At 60.5% G+C, this 20,630-nt stretch carries 22 protein-coding genes, 3 tRNA genes and 1 pseudogene; 19 read left to right on the forward strand and 7 right to left on the reverse strand.

The window, feature by feature from the left end:
* Positions 1–115: 115 nt before the first annotated feature.
* The 3 genes from REH59_RS06135 to REH59_RS06145 form a co-directional block, all read right to left on the reverse strand.
* Positions 116–192: transfer RNA gene (locus REH59_RS06135), tRNA-Met, on the reverse strand.
* 134 nt (positions 193–326) lie between these two features.
* A tRNA-Met gene (locus REH59_RS06140) sits at positions 327–403 on the reverse strand.
* A gap of 134 nt (positions 404–537) precedes the next feature.
* Positions 538–614 (reverse strand) — tRNA-Met (locus REH59_RS06145).
* 221 nt (positions 615–835) lie between these two features.
* On the opposite strand from REH59_RS06145, the gene dinB reads away from it, so the two are divergent.
* Positions 836–1,894, forward strand: coding sequence for a DNA polymerase IV (dinB, locus tag REH59_RS06150; RefSeq protein ID WP_167551148.1), 1,059 nt, complete (start codon positions 836–838; stop codon positions 1,892–1,894).
* Positions 1,895–1,920: 26 nt separating this feature from the next.
* Here dinB and REH59_RS06155 read toward each other — a convergent pair whose 3' ends face one another.
* From REH59_RS06155 to REH59_RS06165, 3 genes are all read right to left on the reverse strand, one after another.
* Positions 1,921–2,874 carry a hypothetical protein gene (locus tag REH59_RS06155; RefSeq protein ID WP_003254789.1) on the reverse strand — a complete coding sequence of 318 codons (954 nt, stop codon included), beginning with the start codon at positions 2,872–2,874 and terminating at the stop codon, positions 1,921–1,923.
* Between the two features lie 20 nt (positions 2,875–2,894).
* Positions 2,895–4,610: a proline--tRNA ligase gene (locus REH59_RS06160; RefSeq protein WP_004575745.1), complete on the reverse strand. Its 1,716-nt coding sequence runs from the start codon at positions 4,608–4,610 to the stop codon at positions 2,895–2,897.
* 160 nt (positions 4,611–4,770) lie between these two features.
* Entirely contained in the window at positions 4,771–6,036 is a 1,266-nt protein-coding gene (locus REH59_RS06165; RefSeq protein ID WP_012051471.1) for an OprD family porin, read from the reverse strand.
* Positions 6,037–6,727: 691 nt separating this feature from the next.
* On the opposite strand from REH59_RS06165, the gene REH59_RS06170 reads away from it, so the two are divergent.
* Positions 6,728–7,147 carry an HIT family protein gene (locus tag REH59_RS06170; RefSeq protein ID WP_003254786.1) on the forward strand — a complete coding sequence of 140 codons (420 nt, stop codon included), beginning with the start codon at positions 6,728–6,730 and terminating at the stop codon, positions 7,145–7,147.
* Between the two features lies 1 nt (position 7,148).
* Positions 7,149–7,355, forward strand: a complete 207-nt coding sequence (locus REH59_RS06175) for a SlyX family protein (RefSeq protein ID WP_003254785.1) — start codon at positions 7,149–7,151, stop codon at positions 7,353–7,355.
* 121 nt (positions 7,356–7,476) lie between these two features.
* Here the strand turns inward: REH59_RS06175 and REH59_RS06180 are convergent, their stop codons facing one another.
* A complete protein-coding gene (locus tag REH59_RS06180; protein WP_003254784.1) occupies positions 7,477–8,070 on the reverse strand; it encodes a cold-shock protein in 594 nt (197 codons plus the stop codon).
* Positions 8,071–8,350: 280 nt separating this feature from the next.
* Here REH59_RS06180 and REH59_RS06185 point away from each other — a divergent pair, with 280 nt between their 5' ends.
* The 16 genes and pseudogenes from REH59_RS06185 (at position 8,351) to ybgF (ending at position 20,595) form a co-directional block, all read left to right on the forward strand.
* Positions 8,351–8,824, forward strand: a complete 474-nt coding sequence (locus REH59_RS06185; protein ID WP_003254783.1) for a Dps family protein — start codon at positions 8,351–8,353, stop codon at positions 8,822–8,824.
* A gap of 49 nt (positions 8,825–8,873) precedes the next feature.
* Positions 8,874–8,978, forward strand: a pseudogene (locus REH59_RS28720) (dihydroorotase); the annotation flags it as partial.
* A 234-nt stretch (positions 8,979–9,212) separates the two neighbouring features.
* Positions 9,213–9,542, forward strand: coding sequence for a ribbon-helix-helix domain-containing protein (locus REH59_RS06190; protein WP_003254778.1), 330 nt, complete (start codon positions 9,213–9,215; stop codon positions 9,540–9,542).
* A gap of 94 nt (positions 9,543–9,636) precedes the next feature.
* Complete coding sequence (locus REH59_RS06195) at positions 9,637–9,858, forward strand: FmdB family zinc ribbon protein (RefSeq protein WP_003254776.1); 222 nt, start codon at positions 9,637–9,639, stop codon at positions 9,856–9,858.
* Positions 9,859–9,951: 93 nt separating this feature from the next.
* Positions 9,952–11,727, forward strand: a complete 1,776-nt coding sequence (aspS, locus tag REH59_RS06200) for an aspartate--tRNA ligase (protein WP_014862070.1) — start codon at positions 9,952–9,954, stop codon at positions 11,725–11,727.
* Between the two features lie 114 nt (positions 11,728–11,841).
* Positions 11,842–12,588 (forward strand): YebC/PmpR family DNA-binding transcriptional regulator, encoded by a 747-nt coding sequence (locus REH59_RS06205; RefSeq protein WP_003254770.1) that lies wholly within the window; start codon positions 11,842–11,844, stop codon positions 12,586–12,588.
* 185 nt (positions 12,589–12,773) lie between these two features.
* Positions 12,774–13,298, forward strand: coding sequence for a crossover junction endodeoxyribonuclease RuvC (gene ruvC / locus REH59_RS06210; protein ID WP_003254769.1), 525 nt, complete (start codon positions 12,774–12,776; stop codon positions 13,296–13,298).
* A 109-nt stretch (positions 13,299–13,407) separates the two neighbouring features.
* Complete coding sequence (gene ruvA, locus REH59_RS06215; RefSeq protein ID WP_003254768.1) at positions 13,408–14,025, forward strand: Holliday junction branch migration protein RuvA; 618 nt, start codon at positions 13,408–13,410, stop codon at positions 14,023–14,025.
* Positions 14,022–15,068, forward strand: coding sequence for a Holliday junction branch migration DNA helicase RuvB (ruvB, locus tag REH59_RS06220; protein WP_003254766.1), 1,047 nt, complete (start codon positions 14,022–14,024; stop codon positions 15,066–15,068). Before ruvA ends, ruvB begins: the two co-directional genes overlap by 4 nt.
* Before the next feature lie 125 nt (positions 15,069–15,193).
* Positions 15,194–15,646 (forward strand): tol-pal system-associated acyl-CoA thioesterase, encoded by a 453-nt coding sequence (gene ybgC / locus REH59_RS06225; protein ID WP_003254764.1) that lies wholly within the window; start codon positions 15,194–15,196, stop codon positions 15,644–15,646.
* A 2-nt stretch (positions 15,647–15,648) separates the two neighbouring features.
* Complete coding sequence (gene tolQ / locus REH59_RS06230) at positions 15,649–16,344, forward strand: protein TolQ (RefSeq protein ID WP_010952367.1); 696 nt, start codon at positions 15,649–15,651, stop codon at positions 16,342–16,344.
* A gap of 14 nt (positions 16,345–16,358) precedes the next feature.
* Positions 16,359–16,811, forward strand: coding sequence for a protein TolR (gene tolR, locus REH59_RS06235; RefSeq protein WP_003254760.1), 453 nt, complete (start codon positions 16,359–16,361; stop codon positions 16,809–16,811).
* Positions 16,811–17,929: a cell envelope integrity protein TolA gene (tolA, locus tag REH59_RS06240; protein ID WP_012051476.1), complete on the forward strand. Its 1,119-nt coding sequence runs from the start codon at positions 16,811–16,813 to the stop codon at positions 17,927–17,929. Before tolR ends, tolA begins: the two co-directional genes overlap by 1 nt.
* A 26-nt stretch (positions 17,930–17,955) precedes the next feature.
* Positions 17,956–19,227 (forward strand): Tol-Pal system beta propeller repeat protein TolB, encoded by a 1,272-nt coding sequence (gene tolB, locus REH59_RS06245; protein ID WP_012051477.1) that lies wholly within the window; start codon positions 17,956–17,958, stop codon positions 19,225–19,227.
* Between the two features lie 54 nt (positions 19,228–19,281).
* Complete coding sequence (gene pal, locus REH59_RS06250) at positions 19,282–19,782, forward strand: peptidoglycan-associated lipoprotein Pal (RefSeq protein WP_003254755.1); 501 nt, start codon at positions 19,282–19,284, stop codon at positions 19,780–19,782.
* A gap of 6 nt (positions 19,783–19,788) precedes the next feature.
* Complete coding sequence (ybgF, locus tag REH59_RS06255; RefSeq protein WP_003254754.1) at positions 19,789–20,595, forward strand: tol-pal system protein YbgF; 807 nt, start codon at positions 19,789–19,791, stop codon at positions 20,593–20,595.
* Positions 20,596–20,630: the final 35 nt, after the last annotated feature.

Below are 20,630 nucleotides of genomic sequence, written 5' to 3' on the forward strand. Positions count from 1 at the left end.
TCAAGCCTGCGGGTTGGCATGAGGGGAGGGAAAATCGAGGCGACGAAAGTCAGGGAGGTATAAAGCAACAAACCCCGCGCTGCTTTTACACAGGCGGGGTTTGTTCTGACGAATATGGTTGCGGGAGCCGGATTTGAACCGACGACCTTCGGGTTATGAGCCCGACGAGCTACCAGGCTGCTCCATCCCGCGTCAGTGGGGCGGATTCTACAGCGTGTGGTTTGTATGTCAAGCGCTAGGCTTTGATTTTTCGACGTTTTTTCGCAAATGCTTATCAGCAGGCAAAGAAAAAGGCCACTGTGTTAACAGTGGCCTTTTCTTGAATCTGGTTGCGGGAGCCGGATTTGAACCGACGACCTTCGGGTTATGAGCCCGACGAGCTACCAGGCTGCTCCATCCCGCGTCAGTGGGGCGGATTCTACAGCGTGTAGTTTATATGTCAAGCGCTAGGCTTTGATTTTTCGAGGCTTTTTCGGAAAAGCTTTTTAACGGGCAAAGAAAAAGGCCACTGCGTTAACAGTGGCCTTTTCTCGAATCTGGTTGCGGGAGCCGGATTTGAACCGACGACCTTCGGGTTATGAGCCCGACGAGCTACCAGGCTGCTCCATCCCGCGCCTGTGAGATCGAATTCTACGGATTTACGCTCCGATGTCAAGCAATTGTTTTGGAAAAACCTTTTTTGTTCAAACCCTTAGCGCTTCATATCCGTGTACAGCTCAGTCACGGCGGGGCTTTCAGGCCGATTATCGTGTAGCAAAGCAGGTGAGCTGTTTCAGAGGAGGGCGCATGCGATACTATCTGTATGAATTTACAGTGCTGACGGTCGTCCATGTCCTTGCGCAAGATCATCCACGTCGACTGCGATTGTTTCTACGCTGCGATCGAGATGCGTGATGACCCGCGCCTGGCCGGTCGCCCCATGGCGGTGGGGGGCTCGCCCGACCATCGCGGGGTAATCGCCACCTGCAACTATGAAGCGCGTGCCTATGGCGTGCGCTCGGCCATGTCATCGCGGCATGCGCTGAAGCTCTGCCCCGATCTGTTGATCGTCAAGCCGCGCTTCGAGGCCTACCGTGAGGCCTCGCGGGAAATCCACACGATCTTTCGCGACTACACAGAGCTCATCGAGCCTTTGTCCCTGGACGAAGCCTATCTGGATGTCAGCGACAGCCAGTGGTATTCGGGCAGCGCAACGCGCATTGCCGAGGATATACGCCGGCGTGTTGCCCGCACCCTGCATATCACCGTGTCGGCTGGCGTGGCGCCTAACAAGTTTCTGGCCAAGATCGCCAGTGACTGGCGCAAACCCAACGGGCTGTTCGTGATTACCCCAAATGAAGTGGAAACGTTCGTTGCAGCCTTGCCGGTGGCCAGGTTGCATGGGGTGGGTAAGGTGACGGCCGACAAACTGACGCGGCTGGGCATCGAAACCTGCCTGCAGTTGCGTGATTGGTCGCGGCTGGCATTGGTGCGCGAGTTCGGCAGTTTTGGCGAGCGGTTGTGGGGGTTGGCGCGGGGGATCGATGAGCGTGCAGTGCATAACGACAGCCGACGCCAGTCGGTGAGTGTGGAAAATACCTACGACACCGACCTGCCAGACCTGGCCAGTTGCTTGGCGCGGCTGCCAGATCTGCTGGCTAGCCTGAACGAACGCATCGCTCGAATGGACAGCAGTTACCGGCCAGACAAGCCGTTCGTCAAGGTCAAGTTCCATGACTTCAGCCAGACCACCATGGAGCAAGCCGGGGCCGGCCGGGACCTGGAGAGTTATCGGCAATTGCTGGGGCAGGCGTTCGCCCGTGGCGGCAAGCCGGTACGCTTGCTAGGGGTAGGGGTGAGGTTGCGTGACTTGCGGGGCGCACATGAACAGCTGGAGCTGTTCCCGCCTAAATGAAAGGGGCTGCAATGCAGCCCCTTCTATTAATGCACGCCTGGATCCGCCACCAACCGGCCAGTGGCCTTGGTCAGCGACTGCAGGAACTCCTGTTGCAGCTCCGGATCGTTGCGGGTCAGCTCGATCAGGCTCTGTTCCATTTCACTGGCTTCCTCTTCAAGGCCCAGTTCGGACAGGCGCTTGACCCGGTGCACCCACTGGCCGACATCATCATCTTCGAGGTCATCGAAGATCAGCTCATGGGCTTCGAGCAGCTTATTGCGCAGGGTAGCGCTGACCAACAGGCTGGCATCGCCTCGTACCGCATTGTCCTCGTCAAGTACTTGCAGGTGCAGGGTGCCGACGTGGTTGAGGTTTTGCTCGGAGAACGGGCTGTCGAGCAGGTTCAGGCGCAGCACGCCGTTGCGGTCCGTGGTCAGCTCGTGGGTCATCTTGCCGGCCTTGACCTCGACCAGGCGCTCGCTCCAGGGCAGGCTGGTGGATTCCTCTCGCTGGCCTTTCTGCACTTCGCTGATCCCGGCCAGGTTCTGCTGGGCGCGGCCGTTGGATGGCACGTTCATGAACGGATTGAGCCCATCCACGCCATAGCTGAGCCAGTCGTGGGTGATACTTTGCGGCAGGTTGCCCAAGGCGAAGACGTTGACCACATTGGCGCCGACACCCGCCACCACGGCCACTGCACCCAGCGGGATCTCGTAGATCTCCCGCCAGGGTTGGTAAGGCGTGTAGCGGTCATAGCGACGGGTCACTTCGAATTCGGTCACTTCGAAGCGCTTTTGCTCATGCACGCGCACACGTCGCTGCGGAAGCTCCATCACCTTCGGCTCGCCGACATCGATCTGCAGGGTGTGCTCGAGCAGTTTGCGCTCGACGCGCTCCTCATGGTCGCTGCGCTGGGACATCTGGTTGGCGCAGCCGCTGACGAGCAGGGCGCCGCACAGTGCGGCGCCCCCAAGGGTAAAGGTACTTCGCTTGTACATGATCACTCGTGCATTGGTTATCAGCGGCGAACGCGGGCCTGCAGGAAGGTCAGCACTTCATTGAGCGGCAACGCCTGGGCGTCCTGCTCGGTGCGGTGCTTGTACTCCAGGTTGCCTTCGGCCAGGCCGCGATCGCTGACGACGATGCGGTGTGGGATGCCAATCAGCTCCATGTCGGCAAACTTGATGCCTGGGCTGGTCTTCTTGTCGCGGTCGTCCAGCAGCACTTCGAAGCCGGCAGCAGTCAGTTCGGCGTACAGCTTGTCGGTTGCCTCACGGACCACCTCGGTTTCATAGCGCAGCGGCACCAGAGCGATCTGGAACGGGGCCAGGGCGTCGTTCCAGATGATGCCCTTGTCGTCATAGCTCTGCTCGATGGCCGCGGCGACCACGCGGGAAACGCCGATGCCGTAGCAGCCCATCGACAGAACCACCGGCTTACCGTTCTCGCCCAGTACCTGGCATTTCAATGCCTCGCTGTACTTGGTACCCAGCTGGAAGATGTGGCCCACTTCGATGCCGCGCTTGATCACCAGGGTGCCCTGGCCGTCCGGGCTTGGGTCGCCTTCGACCACGTTACGCAGGTCGGCAACCTGTGGCACCGGCAGGTCGCGTTCCCAGTTGACGCCGAAGTAGTGCTTGTCGTCGATGTTGGCGCCAATGCCGAAGTCGCTCATCAGGGCAACCGAGCGGTCGATGATGATTTCCAGTGGCAGGTTGAGCGGGCCGAGCGAGCCGGCGCCGGCGCCAATGGCGTCGCGCAGTTCGGCTTCGGTGGCCATGACCAGCGGGTCGGCAACCTGTTCCAGCTTGGTGGCCTTGATTTCGTTCAGTTCGTGGTCGCCACGGACGATCAGGGCAATCAGCTTGCCCTCTTCGGCACCGCGTACGATCAGGGTCTTGACGGTCTTTTCGATCGGCAGGCCGTGGTTTTCCACCAACTGGGCGATGGTCTTGGCGTTCGGGGTGTCGACCAGGCGTAGCTCCTCGGTAGGGGCAGGGCGCACGGTTTCACGCGGGATAGCCTCGGCTTTCTCGATGTTGGCGGCGTAGTCGGAGCTGTCGCTGAAGATCACGTCGTCTTCGCCGGACTCGGCCAGCACGTGGAACTCGTGCGAGTAGCTGCCACCGATCGAGCCGGTGTCGGCCTGCACAGGGCGGAAGTCCAGGCCCAGGCGGGTGAACACATTGCTGTACGCCTGGTGCATGCGGTCGTAGGTTTCCTGCAGGGAAGCCTGGTCGGCATGGAACGAGTAGGCGTCCTTCATGATGAACTCGCGGCCACGCATCAGGCCGAAGCGCGGGCGGATTTCGTCACGGAACTTGGTCTGGATCTGGTACAGGTTGAGCGGCAGCTGTTTATAGCTGGACAGCTCGTTACGGGCCAGGTCGGTGATCACTTCTTCGTGGGTAGGGCCGACGCAGAAGTCACGCTGGTGGCGGTCTTTCAGGCGCAGCAGCTCAGGGCCGTATTGCTCCCAGCGACCGGATTCCTGCCACAGCTCGGCGGGCTGGATGCTCGGCATCAGCACCTCCAGGGCGCCGGCGGCGTTCATTTCCTCACGCACCACGGCTTCGACCTTGCGCATTACCCGCAAGCCCATCGGCAGCCAGGTGTACAGGCCGGAGGCCAGTTTGCGGATCATGCCGGCACGCAGCATGAGCTGATGGCTGATGACCACTGCGTCGGCAGGGGTTTCTTTCTGGGTGGCGAGCAAATATTGACTGGTGCGCATGGTTAGCCGTGTCGATTGCCTAAGACGTTGAAATAGCCCCGCATTGTACGGGGGGGAAACGAAGGCGTACAGGATGCCCCAGGGCGTGACACTTGTCAGCCAAGAAAAAGCCCGGCGTGATTGCCGGGCTTTTTCAGGTGCGGGGCACTGCAAGCCAGGCTTACAGGATGCTCAGCGGGTACTCCACGATCAGGCGCAGTTCGTCGATCGATGGGGAATCGTAGTAGACACCATCGGAAGAACGGTAGGTGGCTTGACGCACGCGGAAGCTCAGGTCTTTCGCCGGGCCTTCCTGCAGCACGTACTTGATGTCGACGTCGCGTTCCCATTCTTTGCCGTTGGTGGTGCCGGCGACGTTGGCGTCGGAACCGCGTACATAACGGGTCATGAAGGTCAGGCCTGGAATGCCGTATTCGGCAAAGTTCAGGTCGTAGCGAGCCTGCCAGGATTTCTCGTCTTCGGCGTTGAAGTCGGAGCGGGCCACGGAGTTGGCCAGGAAGATGGTGCCGCCACCGTCGATACCATAACCATAGTCGCCGTCACCGGTGACTTTCTGGTAGGCCAGGGTGAAGGTGTGAGCGCCGATGTTGTAGGCGCCGGACAGGCTGAACGCGCGGTTGTCCAGCTTCTCGCCATCGAATGCGCGGTACTCGGCAGAGCCTTCGCTCTTGGTGTCATAGATGTTGAAGTCGAACACCAGGCCTTGATTGTCGGAGATTGGCAGCGCCCAGTTGACGTTGGCGTAGTATTTGCGCCAGTAGTCTTCAACCTTCGAGTAGTACAGGCTGGTGCTGAGGTTGTCGGTGAAGGCGTAGGTGCCGCCGACCACGTTGGCTTCCTTCAGGCCGAAGCTGTCGCGGTTGGTTTGTTCCTGGGCAGTCAGGCTGGTGAAGTGACCAGCGTGCAGGGTCAGCCCTTCGATCTCGTTGCTGGTGATCAGGGTGCCCTGGGCGATTTCTGGCAGCAGGCGGCTGTCATCGGTGGCGAAGACCGGCAGCGCGGTGAACTGGTCACCCACTTTCAGCACGGTGTCGGAGATGCGGAATTTGACCGCGCCGCCGCCCTTGGAGTAGTCATCCTGCGAACGGCCGTCGGAACCGGTCGGGAACAGGCCGGTACCGGCACGGCCCTTGCCGCTGTCCAGTTTCAGGCCGAGCATGCCGATGGCGTCGACACCTACACCCACGGTGCCTTGGGTGAAGCCGGACTCGAAGGTGCCGACGAAGCCCAGGCCGGTTTCTTCGCGACGGCTCTGACCGCCTTCGTTGTTGCGGAAGTCACGGCTGAAATACAGCATGCGGGTCTTGACGCTCAGCTTGCTGTCTTCGATGAAACCTTTGGACTCGTCCTGTGCCGAGGCCATTGCCAACTGCGAGGTCCCTGCCGAAACGGCCAGGGCGATCATGCTCCACTTCATCACGCGCATCGTGATTTGCTCCTTTGGTTTTTAGGAAGAGTACCGCTGCGTCCAAGTCTTTTAGTTATATGGGGCAGCTCTTTCTTGTTATGTCGGCGAAAATGTATAGCACGCAGACTGTTGTTGGCGATATGGCTATAAGCACTCTTTGCGGAACTTTTTCACCGTGTCGCTTTTAAGTATTTCCATGTCGCAAATCACGCCCCGGTGCAGGGGCCGTATAACCTCAGCGCTGTTCCTGTCACCGTAATGAATCGGTAATTGCCGATTCCGGTTGAGGAAACTCCCTGGTCACCCATGTCGCTATTGTTATTTGTCGCGTACAGCTGCCACTGCAGATGTCGTGCCGACTTGGCGTGAAGGGAATGCAACAAGCGTGCTCAAAATTCGCAACAGTTCATGAAATTTTCACAAAACCTGCTACCGAGGGTCGGGAAGTCCCGTAAACGCGGGGCGAAGGCTGCTTGTGTGATTTGTGCGATCGAGAATCATTAGAAATTAAAAAGTTGCCTTTAGAGTCAAAGTGTTACCGCAACTTGTTCATCCAGCGTCGTTTGTGGGGTGGTCAGTGTGGGAGGGGCGGGCAGGTGGCCTCATTTTGGTGCGAAAAGTAGCGCTGTGTTACCGGGAGTGTGCAAGGTATCCTTGCTGGCCTGTTTTCCGCCTGAAGCGGGATGGTATTGCCTGAAGGAGATATGCCGTGTTCGTCCTCGATTCGCGTTTGCAGCAGGATTCGCTGGTGTTGGGAGAGTTTTCGCTGTGCCAGTTGCTGCTGAGCAAGGATGCCAATTACCCATGGTTCATTCTGGTGCCCAAGCGCGCTGGTGTCAGTGAGCTGTTCGAGCTGGATGCGGCAGAGCAACAGCAGTTGTGGCAGGAAACCACCTTGTTGGCAGAAGCGCTGAAGGCCAGCTATGGGGCCGACAAGATGAACGTGGCTACCTTGGGCAACGTGGTCAGCCAGTTGCACATGCATGTGATCGTGCGCCAGCGCGACGACGCCGCGTGGCCGGCACCGGTATGGGGCAAGTGTGCGCCTGTGGGCTACACCGATGATCAACTGCAAGCCGTTCGCCAGCGCCTGCGTGGGCTACAACTTGCTGGTTACCAAGAGGCCTGAGATGACACTGGAAATGCGGATGGTCGAACTGGAAACCCGTCAGGCGTTTCAGGATGACGCTATCCAGGCGCTGAATGACGTGGTGGTGGAGCAAGCGCGTGTGATCGAGCGGCTGCAATTGCAGATGGCCGAGCTGATCAGGCGCCATGAAGAGATGGTTGGCCAGTATGGCAGCGAAGGGGAAGAGGCCCCGCCTCCTCATTATTGAGTTGTTCCCGGCTGCTATCGCCGGCAAGCCAGCCCCCACAGGTATGATGCTGCCTTCAGGTGCAGCACGGCCCTTGTGGGCGTTGGCTTGCCGTCGATAGCGTCGGCCGGTCAGCCGTTGGTCAGCGGCGGGTTACTGCAACCACGTCTTCGGCCTGCAGGCCCTTGTCGCGGTGCATCACCGAAAACTCCACGCGCTGGCCTTCGACCAGAATGCGGTGGCCCTCGCCGCGGATGGCCCGAAAGTGCACGAAAATGTCATCACCCGAGTCTCGGGAGATAAAACCAAAGCCTTTCGATGTGTTGAACCATTTGACGGTGCCGGTATCACGGTTGCCGGCATCTTGTGCCACGTGTTGACTGCCGCGTGCCTTGCGCGGGCTGCGGGCAAAGCCCACGGCCAGATGCAGGGCCACGGCCAGCGCCGCACACACCAGGGCTGCCAGGTTGCCCATTTCCGGGCGGGCCAGTAGCGTCAGGGTCTGCAGCACGACGGCGACCACCAGCAGGGCGCAGGCCAGGTGCTGCAGTTGTTGCCGCGCGCCGCGATGATACAGCGGCACGACCGGGGCCAGCACCAGATTGAGCAGGCCGAGCAGGGCCAGGTAGACCGCGTCGGGTTGTTGCAGGAAGGGTGTCGCATCGGTTTTAAGGCTGGGTATGAGCGATAGCAGCAAAGCTGCGACGCCCGTCACCAGATGGACGATCTTGAACATGGGGTTGGCTCACTGTTGATAAGGCCGATCACAGGAAGAGCTGGCAGCACGGTGCGCATGAGGTATAGAGCGCGAACACGTGGCGGGCCAGCCTATGCACCCGGCAATGACAGTCCGCACGGGTGGCACGGTGCCTATTTAACAGTAAAGCCGCAGCCTACTCAAACCGCGGGCCGCCCAGTGGCGATGTATTGCGCCATGTCACATGCGGGATGCGACAAGTGTTGCTACAGTGGTCGGCGCCCGCTTGAGTCTCAAGCCTTATGGAAAGGGGAGCTTCATGGCAATCGATATCGGTATCAGTGAAGAAGATCGCAAGTCCATCGTCGATGGGCTGTCCCGCCTGTTGTCGGATACCTACGTGCTGTATCTGAAAACCCATAACTTTCACTGGAACGTCACCGGCCCGTCGTTCCGCACCCTGCACCTGATGTTCGAAGAGCAGTACAACGAACTGGCGCTGGCAGTCGATTCGATCGCCGAGCGCATCCGTGCCTTGGGCTTCCCGGCACCGGGTTCGTATGCATTTTATGCACGGCACTCGTCGATCAAGGAGGAGGAAGGCGTCCCCCCGGCAGACGAGATGATCCGCCAGTTGGTTCAGGGGCAGGAGGCCGTGGTACGCACTGCGCGCAGCATTTTCCCTGTGGTGGACAAGGTCAGTGACGAGCCGACCGCCGACCTGCTGACACAGCGCATGCAGGTACACGAGAAAACCGCCTGGATGCTGCGGGTACTGCTCGACGGCAAGTAACCGTTGCTCAAGGCGGAAAGCTTGCGCAACCGCTGTGGGAGCGGGCACGCCCGCGAACACCGGCGCAGCCGGTGCCCAACCATTCATCGGCAGCCGCCTGCCAGGTGCAGTGCGTTACACCTTGGTCGACGGGCACCTCTGCCACGAGGCCTGAGTAACCCCTGTGGGAGCGGCCTTGTGTCGCGATAGGGCCGCAAAGCGGCCCCAGCAATCTATGCATGATGCCGAGATCCTGGGGCCGCTGCGCGGCCCTATCGCGACGCAAGGCCGCTCCCACAGGCTCCGCCTGGCAATCCGGTATTTGCGAAGGAACATTTTGCCGCTGCTTTAAGCTCGCCCGTCAGCGCTTCATAGGCCACCTGGTACCTGTGACGAGGAAGTGTGGCGCATGATGCAAGCGAGCAAACGTATGGCTGGCCAGGGCAGCTGGCCAGGAAAACAGTGCATCGACCCGTTCAAGGCGGACTTCGACATGTTGCAGACGCAGCCGGTGTCACGTTCCGTGCGGCTCAACGGCTTTTCTACCTGTCTGCGCCTGGAGGCTGTCTACTGGGGTATCCTTGAGCGCATCGCCGCCGCCAACCGTTGTTCGGTCAGTGCCGTGTTGTCCTACGTGGACCGTGAGGTGCACCTGCGCCAGGGCGGAGTGCGCAACTTCAGCGGGCTGATCCGGGTAATCTGCGTGGCGTGGCTGCAGGACCCGCCAAGTGTGCGCTGATCGCCAGGCGGGCTGCGCAGTGCTTGCTAACCATATATAATCCCGCTTTTTGCTGCCCCCCGGCAGCCAGCGTTATGGTTGACGAGAGACACCCATGCCCCTTTATGACTATCAATGTGCGTCCTGCGAGCACCGCATGGAAGTGCTGCAGAAGATCAGCGCCGCGCCGCTGACCGATTGCCCGGCCTGTCAGGCGCCGGCACTGAAAAAGCTGCTGTCGGTGCCAGGCTTTCGCCTGAGCGGTAACGGTTGGTACGAAACCGACTTCAAGACCGGGGCGAAAAAGAATCTGGCAGGCGGCGACAAGGCCGACTGAGTTGAATGCTGTGACCGGGTCTTGCAGTATTAGCCCTCCGGGCGGCCAAGGCCTCCACCGAATACACGAATCACGAGAAGCGAAACCACCATCATGATGCGCAGCCATTATTGCGGCCAACTGAACGAGAGCCTGGACGGCCAGGAAGTCACCCTTTGCGGCTGGGTCCATCGTCGCCGCGACCACGGCGGGGTGATCTTCCTCGACATCCGTGACCGCGAAGGCATGGCCCAGGTCGTGTTCGACCCGGATCGCGCCGAAACCTTCGCTGCTGCCGACCGTGTGCGCAGCGAATACGTCGTGCAGATCACCGGCAAGGTCCGCAAGCGTCCTGAAGGTGCAGTGAATGCCAACATGGCCTCCGGTGCCATCGAGATCCTCGGCTACCAGCTGACCGTGCTCAACGAGGCGGAAACCCCGCCGTTCCCGCTGAACGAGTACTCCGACGTCGGTGAGGAAACCCGCCTGCGTTACCGCTTCATCGACCTGCGTCGCCCGGAAATGGCTGAAAAGCTGCGCCTGCGTTCGCGCATCACCAGCAGCATCCGTCGCTTCATGGATGACAACGGCTTCCTCGACGTCGAAACCCCGATCCTCACCCGCGCCACCCCGGAAGGCGCGCGCGACTACCTGGTGCCAAGCCGTACCCACGCCGGTAGCTTCTTCGCCCTGCCGCAATCGCCACAGCTGTTCAAGCAGCTGCTGATGGTCGCTGGCTTCGACCGTTACTACCAGATCGCCAAGTGCTTCCGTGACGAAGACCTGCGTGCCGACCGTCAGCCGGAATTCACCCAGATCGACATCGAGACCAGTTTCCTCGATGAAAGCGAGATCATGGGCCTGACCGAAAGCATGATCCGCAAGCTGTTCAAGGAAGTGCTCGACCTGGAATTCGGCGAATTCCCGCACATGACCTTCGAAGAGGCCATGCGCCGCTACGGCTCCGACAAGCCAGACCTGCGTATTCCGCTGGAGCTGGTTGACGTTGCCGACCAGCTGAAGGATGTCGACTTCAAGGTGTTCGCCGGCCCGGCCAACGATCCGAAGTGCCGCGTTACCGCCCTGCGTCTGCCAGGTGGTGCCAGCATGCCGCGCAGCAAAATCGACGAGTACACCAAGTTCGTCGGTATCTACGGTGCCAAGGGGCTGGCCTACATCAAGGTCAACGAGCGCGCCAAGGGCGTCGAAGGCCTGCAGTCGCCGATCGTCAAGAACATCCCTGAGGCCAACCTCAACAACATCCTCGATCGCGTTGGCGCCGTAGACGGTGACATCGTGTTCTTCGGTGCCGACAAGTTCAAGGTGGTCAGCGAAGCCCTGGGTGCGCTGCGTATTCGTCTGGGTCACGACTTCGAGCTGCTGACCTGCGAGTGGGCGCCGATGTGGGTCGTCGACTTCCCAATGTTCGAAGAGAACGAAGACGGCAGCTTCACTGCATTGCACCACCCGTTCACCGCGCCGAAGTGCACCCCGGAGGAGCTCGAGGCCAACCCGGCCACTGCCCTGTCCCGTGCCTACGACATGGTGCTTAACGGTACCGAGCTGGGTGGCGGTTCGATCCGTATCCACCGTAAAGAGATGCAACAGGCGGTATTCCGTCTGTTGGGTATCGAGGCAGAAGAACAGGAAGAGAAGTTTGGCTTCCTGCTCGACGCTCTGAAGTTCGGGGCACCGCCTCACGGTGGCCTGGCGTTCGGTCTGGACCGTCTGGTCATGCTGATGACCGGCGCTCAGTCGATCCGTGAAGTGATCGCGTTCCCGAAAACCCAGAGCGCCGCATGCGTCATGACCCAGGCCCCTGGCATGGTCGACGCCAAGGCCCTGCGCGAGCTGCACATCCGACTGCGCGAACAGACCAAGGTCGAGTAAGCAGTCCCCGGGCGCATCCACATGGATGCGCCTTTGCGTTTCGACGCAGGTATTTTCCCGTCCCGCCCCGTCATGGGGCGGGGCTGTTTGTGATTCAAAGGATTCGGAGTCGTTATGGCTGGTCATTCCAAGTGGGCGAACATCAAGCACCGCAAAGAGCGCCAGGATGCCAAGAGGGGCAAGGTCTTCACCAAGTGGATCCGCGAACTGACGGTCGCTGCCAAGCAGGGTGGCCCTGATCCGGCATCCAACCCGCGCCTTCGCCTGGCGCTGGACAAGGCGTTGGGCGCCAACATGAGCCGCGACATCATCGATCGTGCCGTGGCCCGTGGTGCTGGCACCAATGAAAGCGACAATGTCGAAGAGCTTAGCTACGAAGGTTACGGCCCGGGTGGCGTGGCGATCATGGTCGAAGCCATGACCGACAACCGCAACCGTACCGCCGCGGCCGTGCGCCATGCCTTCACCAAGTGTGGCGGCAACCTGGGTACTGACGGTTCTGTGGCCTACCTGTTCGAACGCAAAGGCCAGATCAGCTTTGCTCCGGGCGTGGAAGAGGACGCGTTGATGGAAGCGGCAATGGAAGCCGATGCCGACGACGTGGTTGCCAACGACGACGGCTCCTTCGACGTGTTCACCTCGTTCAACAGCTTCTATGCCGTGCGTAATGCCTTGGAAGAGGCTGGCTTCAAGGCCGCTGACGCGGAAATCGTCATGCAGCCGACCACCAGCGCCGAACTCGACCAGGACGGTGCCGAAAAGGTGCTCAAGCTGATCGACATGCTCGAAGACCTGGATGACGTGCAGAACGTTTACTCCAACGCCCAGATTTCCGATGAGATCATGGAAAACCTCGGCTAAGGTGATTTGGCATTTTGTGCCAACTCTGAGCGTTTGATAGCGCCTGTGCCGGCCCTTTCGCGGGTAAACCCGCTCCTACAGGTATTACGCCCATTTCAAATGTGGTGCAGTACCTGTAGGAGCGGGTTTACCCGCGAAAGGGCCGGCGCAGTTTGTAGAGATGCATCATTTTTTCGACGGGCTTTATGACTCTGATTCTAGGTATCGACCCCGGCTCGCGCATCACCGGCTATGGCGTGGTACGCCAGACCGCCCGTGGTTGCGAGTACGTGGCGTCGGGCTGCATCCGCACCGGCAGCGGTGAGCTGCACGAGCGGCTGCAGATTGTTTTTCGTGGTGTCAGTGAAATCATTGCTCAGCACGGCCCGGTGACCATGGGCATCGAACGGGTGTTCATGGCCCGCAACGCCGATTCGGCGCTCAAGCTTGGCCAGGCACGTGGCGCGGCTATCGTCGCCGCCGCCGAGGCTGGCCTGGAGATCGCCGAGTACAGCGCCACCCAGGTCAAGCAGGCCGTGGCCGGCACGGGTGGGGCCAACAAGGAGCAGGTGATGATGATGGTCATGCACCTGCTGAAATTGACGCAAAAACCGCAGATCGACGCTTCCGATGCCCTGGCCATCGCCCTGTGCCACGCCCACACCCGCTCCAGCCTGGTGCCGCATGGCTTGAGCACAGCGCGGCGACGCGGCGGGCGCTTGCGTCTGTAAGCGCTTCATGCGCTGATACACATTTTGTTCGGGTGATGCATTCACCCGCTGCATTTGCTGATAGGGTTGAGCGGTCTTTGACCGGCTCCCCGAGAGGAAGGATCGGAACGTGATTGGACGTTTGCGCGGCACCCTGGCGGAAAAACAACCGCCTCACCTGATTATCGACGTCAACGGCGTGGGTTACGAACTGGAAGTTCCCATGACCACGCTGTACCGTCTGCCCAAAGTGGGTGAAACCGTCACGGTGCATACCCACCTGGTCGTGCGCGAAGATGCCCACTTGCTCTACGGCTTTGCCGAAAAACGTGAGCGCGAGTTGTTCCGCGAGCTGATCCGTCTGAACGGCGTAGGGCCTAAGCTGGCCCTGGCGCTGATGTCCGGGTTGGAAGTGGATGAACTGGTGCGCTGCGTGCAGGCCCAGGACACCTCAGCCCTGGTGCGCGTGCCGGGCGTCGGCAAGAAAACCGCCGAGCGCTTGCTGGTCGAGCTCAAGGACCGTTTCAAGGCCTGGGAAACCTCGCCGGCCATGTTCACCCTGGTGTCCGATGGGCCTTTACCGGTTGCCAGCGAGTCCAGTGCCGAGGCCGATGCAGTCAGTGCCTTGGTCTCGCTGGGCTACAAGCCGCAGGAAGCCAGCAAGGCAATTGCCGCGATCAAGGACAAGGCCGGCCTGAGCAGTGAAGAGCTGATCCGCCGCAGCCTGAAAGGGATGATTTCCAAGTGATCGAAGCCGACCGCCTGATCGCCGCCAGTGGCCGCGACCGCGAAGAAGTCCAGGACCGTGCGATTCGTCCGCTGAGCCTGGACGAGTACATTGGCCAGCCGGTGGTGCGCGAGCAGATGGCGCTGTTCATCCAGGCCGCCCGCGGCCGCGGCGAGTCGCTTGACCACACGCTGATCTTCGGCCCGCCCGGCCTGGGCAAGACCACCCTGGCCAACATCATCGCCCATGAAATGGGCGTGTCGGTGAAGAGCACTTCGGGGCCGATTCTCGAGCGCCCCGGTGACCTGGCAGCCATGCTGACCAACCTCGAGCCGCACGACGTGCTGTTCATCGACGAAATCCACCGGCTGTCGCCTGTGGTCGAAGAAGTGCTTTACCCGGCCATGGAGGACTTCCAGCTCGACATCATGATCGGCGAAGGCCCGGCAGCCCGTTCTATCAAGCTCGATCTGCCACCCTTCACCCTGGTGGGGGCTACTACCCGTGCCGGCATGCTGACCAACCCGCTGCGTGACCGCTTCGGTATCGTCCAGCGCCTGGAGTTCTACAACGACAAGGATCTGAGCACCATTGTCAGCCGCTCGGCCAACATCCTTGGCCTGGCCATCGAAGACCAGGGGGCCTACGAGATCGCCCGCCGTGCCCGTGGCACGCCGCGCATCGCCAACCGCCTGCTGCGCCGCGTGCGTGACTATGCCGAGGTACGCGGCAAGGGCCAGATCACCAAGGCCGTGGCTGACATGGCGCTGAACCTGCTGGATGTCGACGAGCGTGGTTTCGACCATTCGGACCGTCGCCTGCTGCTGACCATGATCGAGAAGTTCGACGGCGGCCCGGTGGGCGTGGACAACCTGGCTGCAGCCATCAGCGAAGAGCGTCATACCATCGAAGATGTGCTTGAGCCGTACCTGATTCAGCAGGGCTACATCATGCGCACGCCACGCGGCCGCGTGGTCACCCGGCATGCCTACCTGCACTTTGGGCTGAATATTCCCGGGCGCTTGGGGGAGGGGGGCGATTTTTCCGAGCCAGGCGATGAATGACAGATCAAAAGCGACTTTTCGTGGTCCTACCGCTGGCATGCCCTGGGTGCGCTGGCAATAAGACATTAATGAAGAAAAAACAGTTGCCACAGCGGATTGGCAAGCTGAGGAGTAAGCACTAGAGTATGCGCGCGCAAAATCAGCTCGAACCGTTCGCACACCGGTGTCGCGTCTATTACGAAGATACCGATGCGGGCGGCGTGGTGTATTACGTCAACTACCTGAAATTCATGGAGCGCGCGCGCACCGAACGCCTGCGGCACCTGGGCTTTTCCCAGTCGCAGCTGGCTGAAGACAACCTGCTGTTCGTGGTCCATTCCAGCGAAGCGCGCTATCACGCGCCGGCGCGGCTGGATGACGAATTGCGGGTGACCGCGCAAGTACTTGAACTCAATCGCGCCAGCTTGCGTTTCGTACAGCAGGTCTGGCGGGAAAAGGATGAAACGCTGCTTTGCGAAGGGCAGTTCCTGGTGGCTGCCGTGCGCGCCGACACTTTCAAACCCCGAGCCCTACCCCCCCAGCTGCGCGACGCCTTTGCGGCGGACGGCTCGGGTAATCAATCGAATGCAGGAGAATAAGCGTGGAAGCTAACGTCGTCGACCATACCTCCATGTGGAGTCTGGTCAGCAATGCCAGCGTGGTGGTACAGCTGGTAATGCTGACCCTGGTGGCCGCCTCGGTCACCTCATGGATCATGATCTTCCAGCGCAGCACCATGCTGCGCGCCGGTCGTCGTGCGCTGGATGCCTTCGAAGAGCGTTTCTGGTCAGGCATCGACCTGTCCAAGCTGTACCGCCAGGCAGGCAGCAACCCTGACCCGGACTCCGGCGTGGAGCAGGTGTTCCGTGCCGGTTTCAAGGAGTTCTCGCGCCTGCGCCAGCAGCCGGGTGTTGATCCGGACGCTGTCATGGAAGGTGTTGGCCGTGCCATGCGTGTGGCCATCTCGCGCGAGGAAGAAAAACTCGAGCAGAGCTTGCCGTTCCTGGCCACCGTTGGTTCGACCAGCCCGTACATCGGCCTGTTCGGCACCGTATGGGGCATCATGAACTCCTTCCGCGGCCTGGCCAGCGCCCAGCAGGCCACCCTGGCCACCGTTGCTCCGGGCATCGCCGAAGCACTGATCGCTACCGCCATCGGCCTGTTCGCGGCAATCCCGGCTGTCATTGCCTACAACCGTTTCGCCGCGCGCAGTGAAGTACTGATCGGCCGTTACTACACCTTCGCCGACGAGTTCCAGGCGATCCTGCACCGCAAAGTGCACACCAGCGAAGAGTAATCAGGTAGAAGCCCATGGCCCGAGTTCGCCACAAACGCAAGCCCGTCGCCGAGATGAACGTGGTGCCCTACATCGACGTGATGCTGGTGCTGCTGGTCATCTTCATGGTGACGGCGCCCATGCTCAATCAGGGCGTGAAGGTCGACCTGCCCAAGGTTTCCAGCGAAGCCTTGCCGCAGGACAACAACGTCCAGATCCTCACCATCTCCATCAAGGCCGATAAAACCTATTACTGGAACCTCGGCAGTGAAGTCGATACCGACAAGCAGATGGACAAGGCCATGACCTTGCCGGCCATGACCGACGCCGTTACCAAGATCATTGCTGCCGGCCGTGACCAGGGCAAGCAGACCCAGGTGTTCATTCGTGGCGACAAGGCTGTCGACTATGGCGCGGTCATGGGTGCCATGGGCGGGTTGCAGAAGGCCGGTGTCGGTAACGTTGGCCTGATTACCGAGGCGCCCTGATGCAACAGCGAGAGCCATCCGCCTCGGAAAGCTACTTCTGGCCCAGTGTCTGGGCCATCGGCCTGCATGTGCTGGTGTTTGCCCTGCTGTTCGTCAGTTTTGCCATGACGCCTGAGCTGCCGCCTTCCAAGCCGATCGTTCAGGCTACCCTGTACCAGCTCAAGTCCAAGAGCCAGGCAACCACCCAGACCAATCAGAAGATTGCCGGGGAGGCGAAGAAAACCGCTTCGCGCCAGACCGAAGTCGAGCAGCTGGAACAGAAGAAGGTCGAGCAGGAGGCCGTGAAGGCCGCGGAACAAAAGAAAGCTGACGCCGCTCAAAAGGCCGAAGAGGCCCGCGAAGCCGCCGAGGCGAAAAAAGCCGAGGATGCTGCCAAGGCCGCCGAAGCTGCCAAGGCTGCCGAGGCCAAGAAAGCCGCCGAAGCCAAGAAAGCCGACGAGGCGAAGAAAGCCGCCGAGAAACAGCAGGCCGACATCGCCAAGAAAAAGGCTGAGGACGAAGCCAAGAAAAAAGCCGAAGAAGAGGCCAAGAAAGAGGCCGCTGAAGAGGCGAAGAAGCAAGCCGCCGAGGAAGCCAAGAAAAAGGCAGCCGAAGAGGCCAAGAAGAAAGCAGCCGAGGACGCCAAGAAGAAAGCGGCGGCCGAGGACGCGAAGAAGAAGGCAGCTGAAGAGGCCAAGAAAAAGGCCGCTGCAGATGCCCAGAAGAAGAAGGCACAGGAAGCGGCCCGCAAGGCGGCAGAAGACAAGAAAGCCCAGGCACTGGCCGAGCTGTTGTCCGATACCACCGAGCGGCAGCAAGCGCTGGCCGACGAGCAGGGTGACCAGGTGGCCGGCGACTTCGACGACCTGATCCGTATGCGCGCGGCCGAGGGCTGGGCACGTCCGCCTTCCGCGCGCAAGGGCATGACGGTGGTCCTGCAGATCAACATGTTGCCGGACGGTACCATCACCAGTGTCAGCGTGGCCCGTTCCAGTGGTGACGGCCCGTATGACAGTTCGGCGGTGGCTGCGGTGAAGAACATTGGTCGTTTGACCGAGATGCAGGGTATGAAGCCGAGCGATTTCAACCAATATCGTTCGTTCAAGATGACATTTACACCTGAGGATCTAGCGTTGTGATTAAACGTCTGAGAGGACTGCTGGTCATGCTCTGCTGCGTGGCAGGCATGGCGGTGGCAGAAGAAAAGAACATCCTGGTTACCAGCGGCAGTGATCGGGCCACGCCCATCGCGGTAGTGCCGTTCGGTCTGCAGGGCGGCAGCGTGCTGCCCGAAGACATCGCCGACATCATCGGCAATGACCTGCGCAACTCTGGCTACTACTCGCCAATTCCGCGGCAGAACATGATCAGCCAGCCGTCGCAGGCCAGCGAAGTGATCTTCCGTGACTGGAAAGCGCTGGGTGCACAATACGTGATGGTCGGCAGCATCGTGCCGTCGGGCGGTCGCCTGCAGGTGCAGTACGCGCTGTTCAACGTCGCCACCGAGCAGCAAGTGCTGACCGGCAGCGTGGCGGGCAGCACCGACCAGCTGCGCGACATGGCGCACTACATTGCCGACCAGTCGTTCGAGAAGCTGACCGGCATCAAGGGCGCGTTCTCTACGCGCATGCTGTACGTGACGGCTGAGCGTTTTTCCACCAACAACACCCGCTACACCCTCCAGCGTTCGGACTACGACGGTGCGCGTGCGGTGACCCTGCTGCAATCGCGTGAGCCGATCCTGTCGCCGCGCTTTGCGCCAGATGGCAAACGGATCGCCTACGTTTCGTTCGAGCAGAAGCGCCCACGTATCTTCGTGCAGAACATCGATACTGGCCGCCGCGAGCAGGTGACCAACTTCGAAGGCCTGAACGGTGCGCCAGCCTGGTCGCCAGACGGTTCGCGCCTGGCGTTCGTGCTGTCCAAGGACGGCAACCCGGACATCTACGTGATGAATGTGGCCTCGCGCCAGATCAGCCGTGTTACTGCAGGCCCGGGTATCAATACCGAGCCGTTCTGGGGTAAAGATGGCAACACCCTTTACTTCACTTCCGACCGTGGCGGCAAACCGCAGATCTATAAACAGTCGGTCAGTGGTGGTGGTGCCGAGCGCGTAACGTTCGTGGGTAACTACAACGCCAACCCGAAACTTTCGGCGGACGAAAAGACCCTGGTAATGATCCATCGCCAACAGGGCTTTACCAACTTCAAAGTGGCGGCACAGGACTTGCAGCGCGGAAGTGTAAAGATTCTGTCTGAAACAAGTCTTGATGAGTCTCCCACTGTTGCGCCAAACGGCACCATGCTAATCTACGCCACCCGCCAGCAGGGCCGGGGAGTCTTGATGCTCGTGTCGCTTAATGGCCGCGTGAGGCTCCCACTTCCTACCGCTCAAGGCGAAGTCAGAGAACCGTCCTGGTCCCCTTACCTGAACTGATTGCGGCGTAATACATTTTGCTTAACACACTGGGGTTTCATTAGGAGTTTCACGATGGAAATGCTGAAGTTTGGTAAATTTGCTGCGCTGGCCCTGGCCATGGCCGTAGCTGTAGGTTGCTCCTCGAAGGGCGGTGATAACGCAGGCGAAGGCGCTGCTGTAGATCCTAACGCTGGCTACGGTGCCAACACTGGCGCTGTTGACGGCTCCCTGAGCGAAGAAGCCGCCCTGCGCGCAATCACCACCTTCTACTTCGAATACGACAGCTCGGACCTGAAGCCAGAAGCCATGCGCGCTCTGGACGTTCACGCCAAGGACCTGAAAGCCAACGGCAACCGTGTTGTTCTGGAAGGTAACACCGACGAGCGCGGCACCCGCGAGTACAACATGGCTCTGGGTGAGCGTCGTGCGAAAGCCGTTCAGCGCTACCTGGTTCTGCAGGGCGTTTCCCCTGCTCAGCTGGAACTGGTTTCCTACGGCGAAGAGCGTCCAGTTGCTACCGGCAACGACGAGCAGTCCTGGGCTCAGAACCGTCGCGTAGAACTGCGTAAGTAAGTTCTTATGCGTATGTGCCGCCGTGTAGTAACCGTCCTCGCACTCAGCCTGCCGCTTGCGGCCTGGGCTGAGGTCCCTGTAGTAGATGACAACGCAGGCAGCTATCCGCCTGCGGGTTATGGCACGAGCGGCGCCTATGCCGGGTCAGGGGCTTCGGCCCCTGCCTCTGCACAGGGCCAGCTGTTCATGCAGCTGCAACAGATGCAGGATCAGCTTTCCCGCCAGCAAGGCATCATCGAAGAGCTGCAAAACGATGTGTCGCGCATGAAGCAGGAAAACCTGGAGCGTTACCAGGACCTGGACCGTCGCATCAACAGTGGCGCTGCGCCTGCCGCAACCCCTGACAATTCCTCCGGTGGTGGTGCGTCCAATGCCGCCCCCGATGCCGCAGCAGGTGCTGCTGCGCAACAACCGGCCGGCAGTAGCCAGCCCGGTGATCCGGCGAAAGAGAAGCTCTATTACGACGCAGCTTTCGACCTGATCAAACAGAAAGACTTCGACAAGGCCAGCCAGGCGTTCAACGCCTTCCTGCGCAAGTACCCCAACAGCCAGTACGCCGGTAATGCCCAGTACTGGTTGGGTGAAGTGAACCTGGCCAAGGGTGACCTGCAAGGCGCCAGCCAGGCCTTTGCCCAGGTCAGCCAAAAGTACCCGAAGCACAGCAAGGTGCCAGATTCGCTGTACAAACTGGCTGATGTCGAGCGCCGTATGGGCCATACCGACAAGGTAAAAGGCATCCTCCAGCAGGTCGTCACCCAGTACCCCGGCACCTCTGCCGCTCAACTGGCCCAGCGTGACCTGCAGAAGCTCTAGGCGTTGTCGCTGTACCGCTCGAAAGAAACCCGCGC

This window comes from Pseudomonas sp. BO3-4 (assembly GCF_034044115.1).
In the GTDB taxonomy this organism is placed as follows: Bacteria; Pseudomonadota; Gammaproteobacteria; order Pseudomonadales; family Pseudomonadaceae; genus Aquipseudomonas; species Aquipseudomonas alloputida.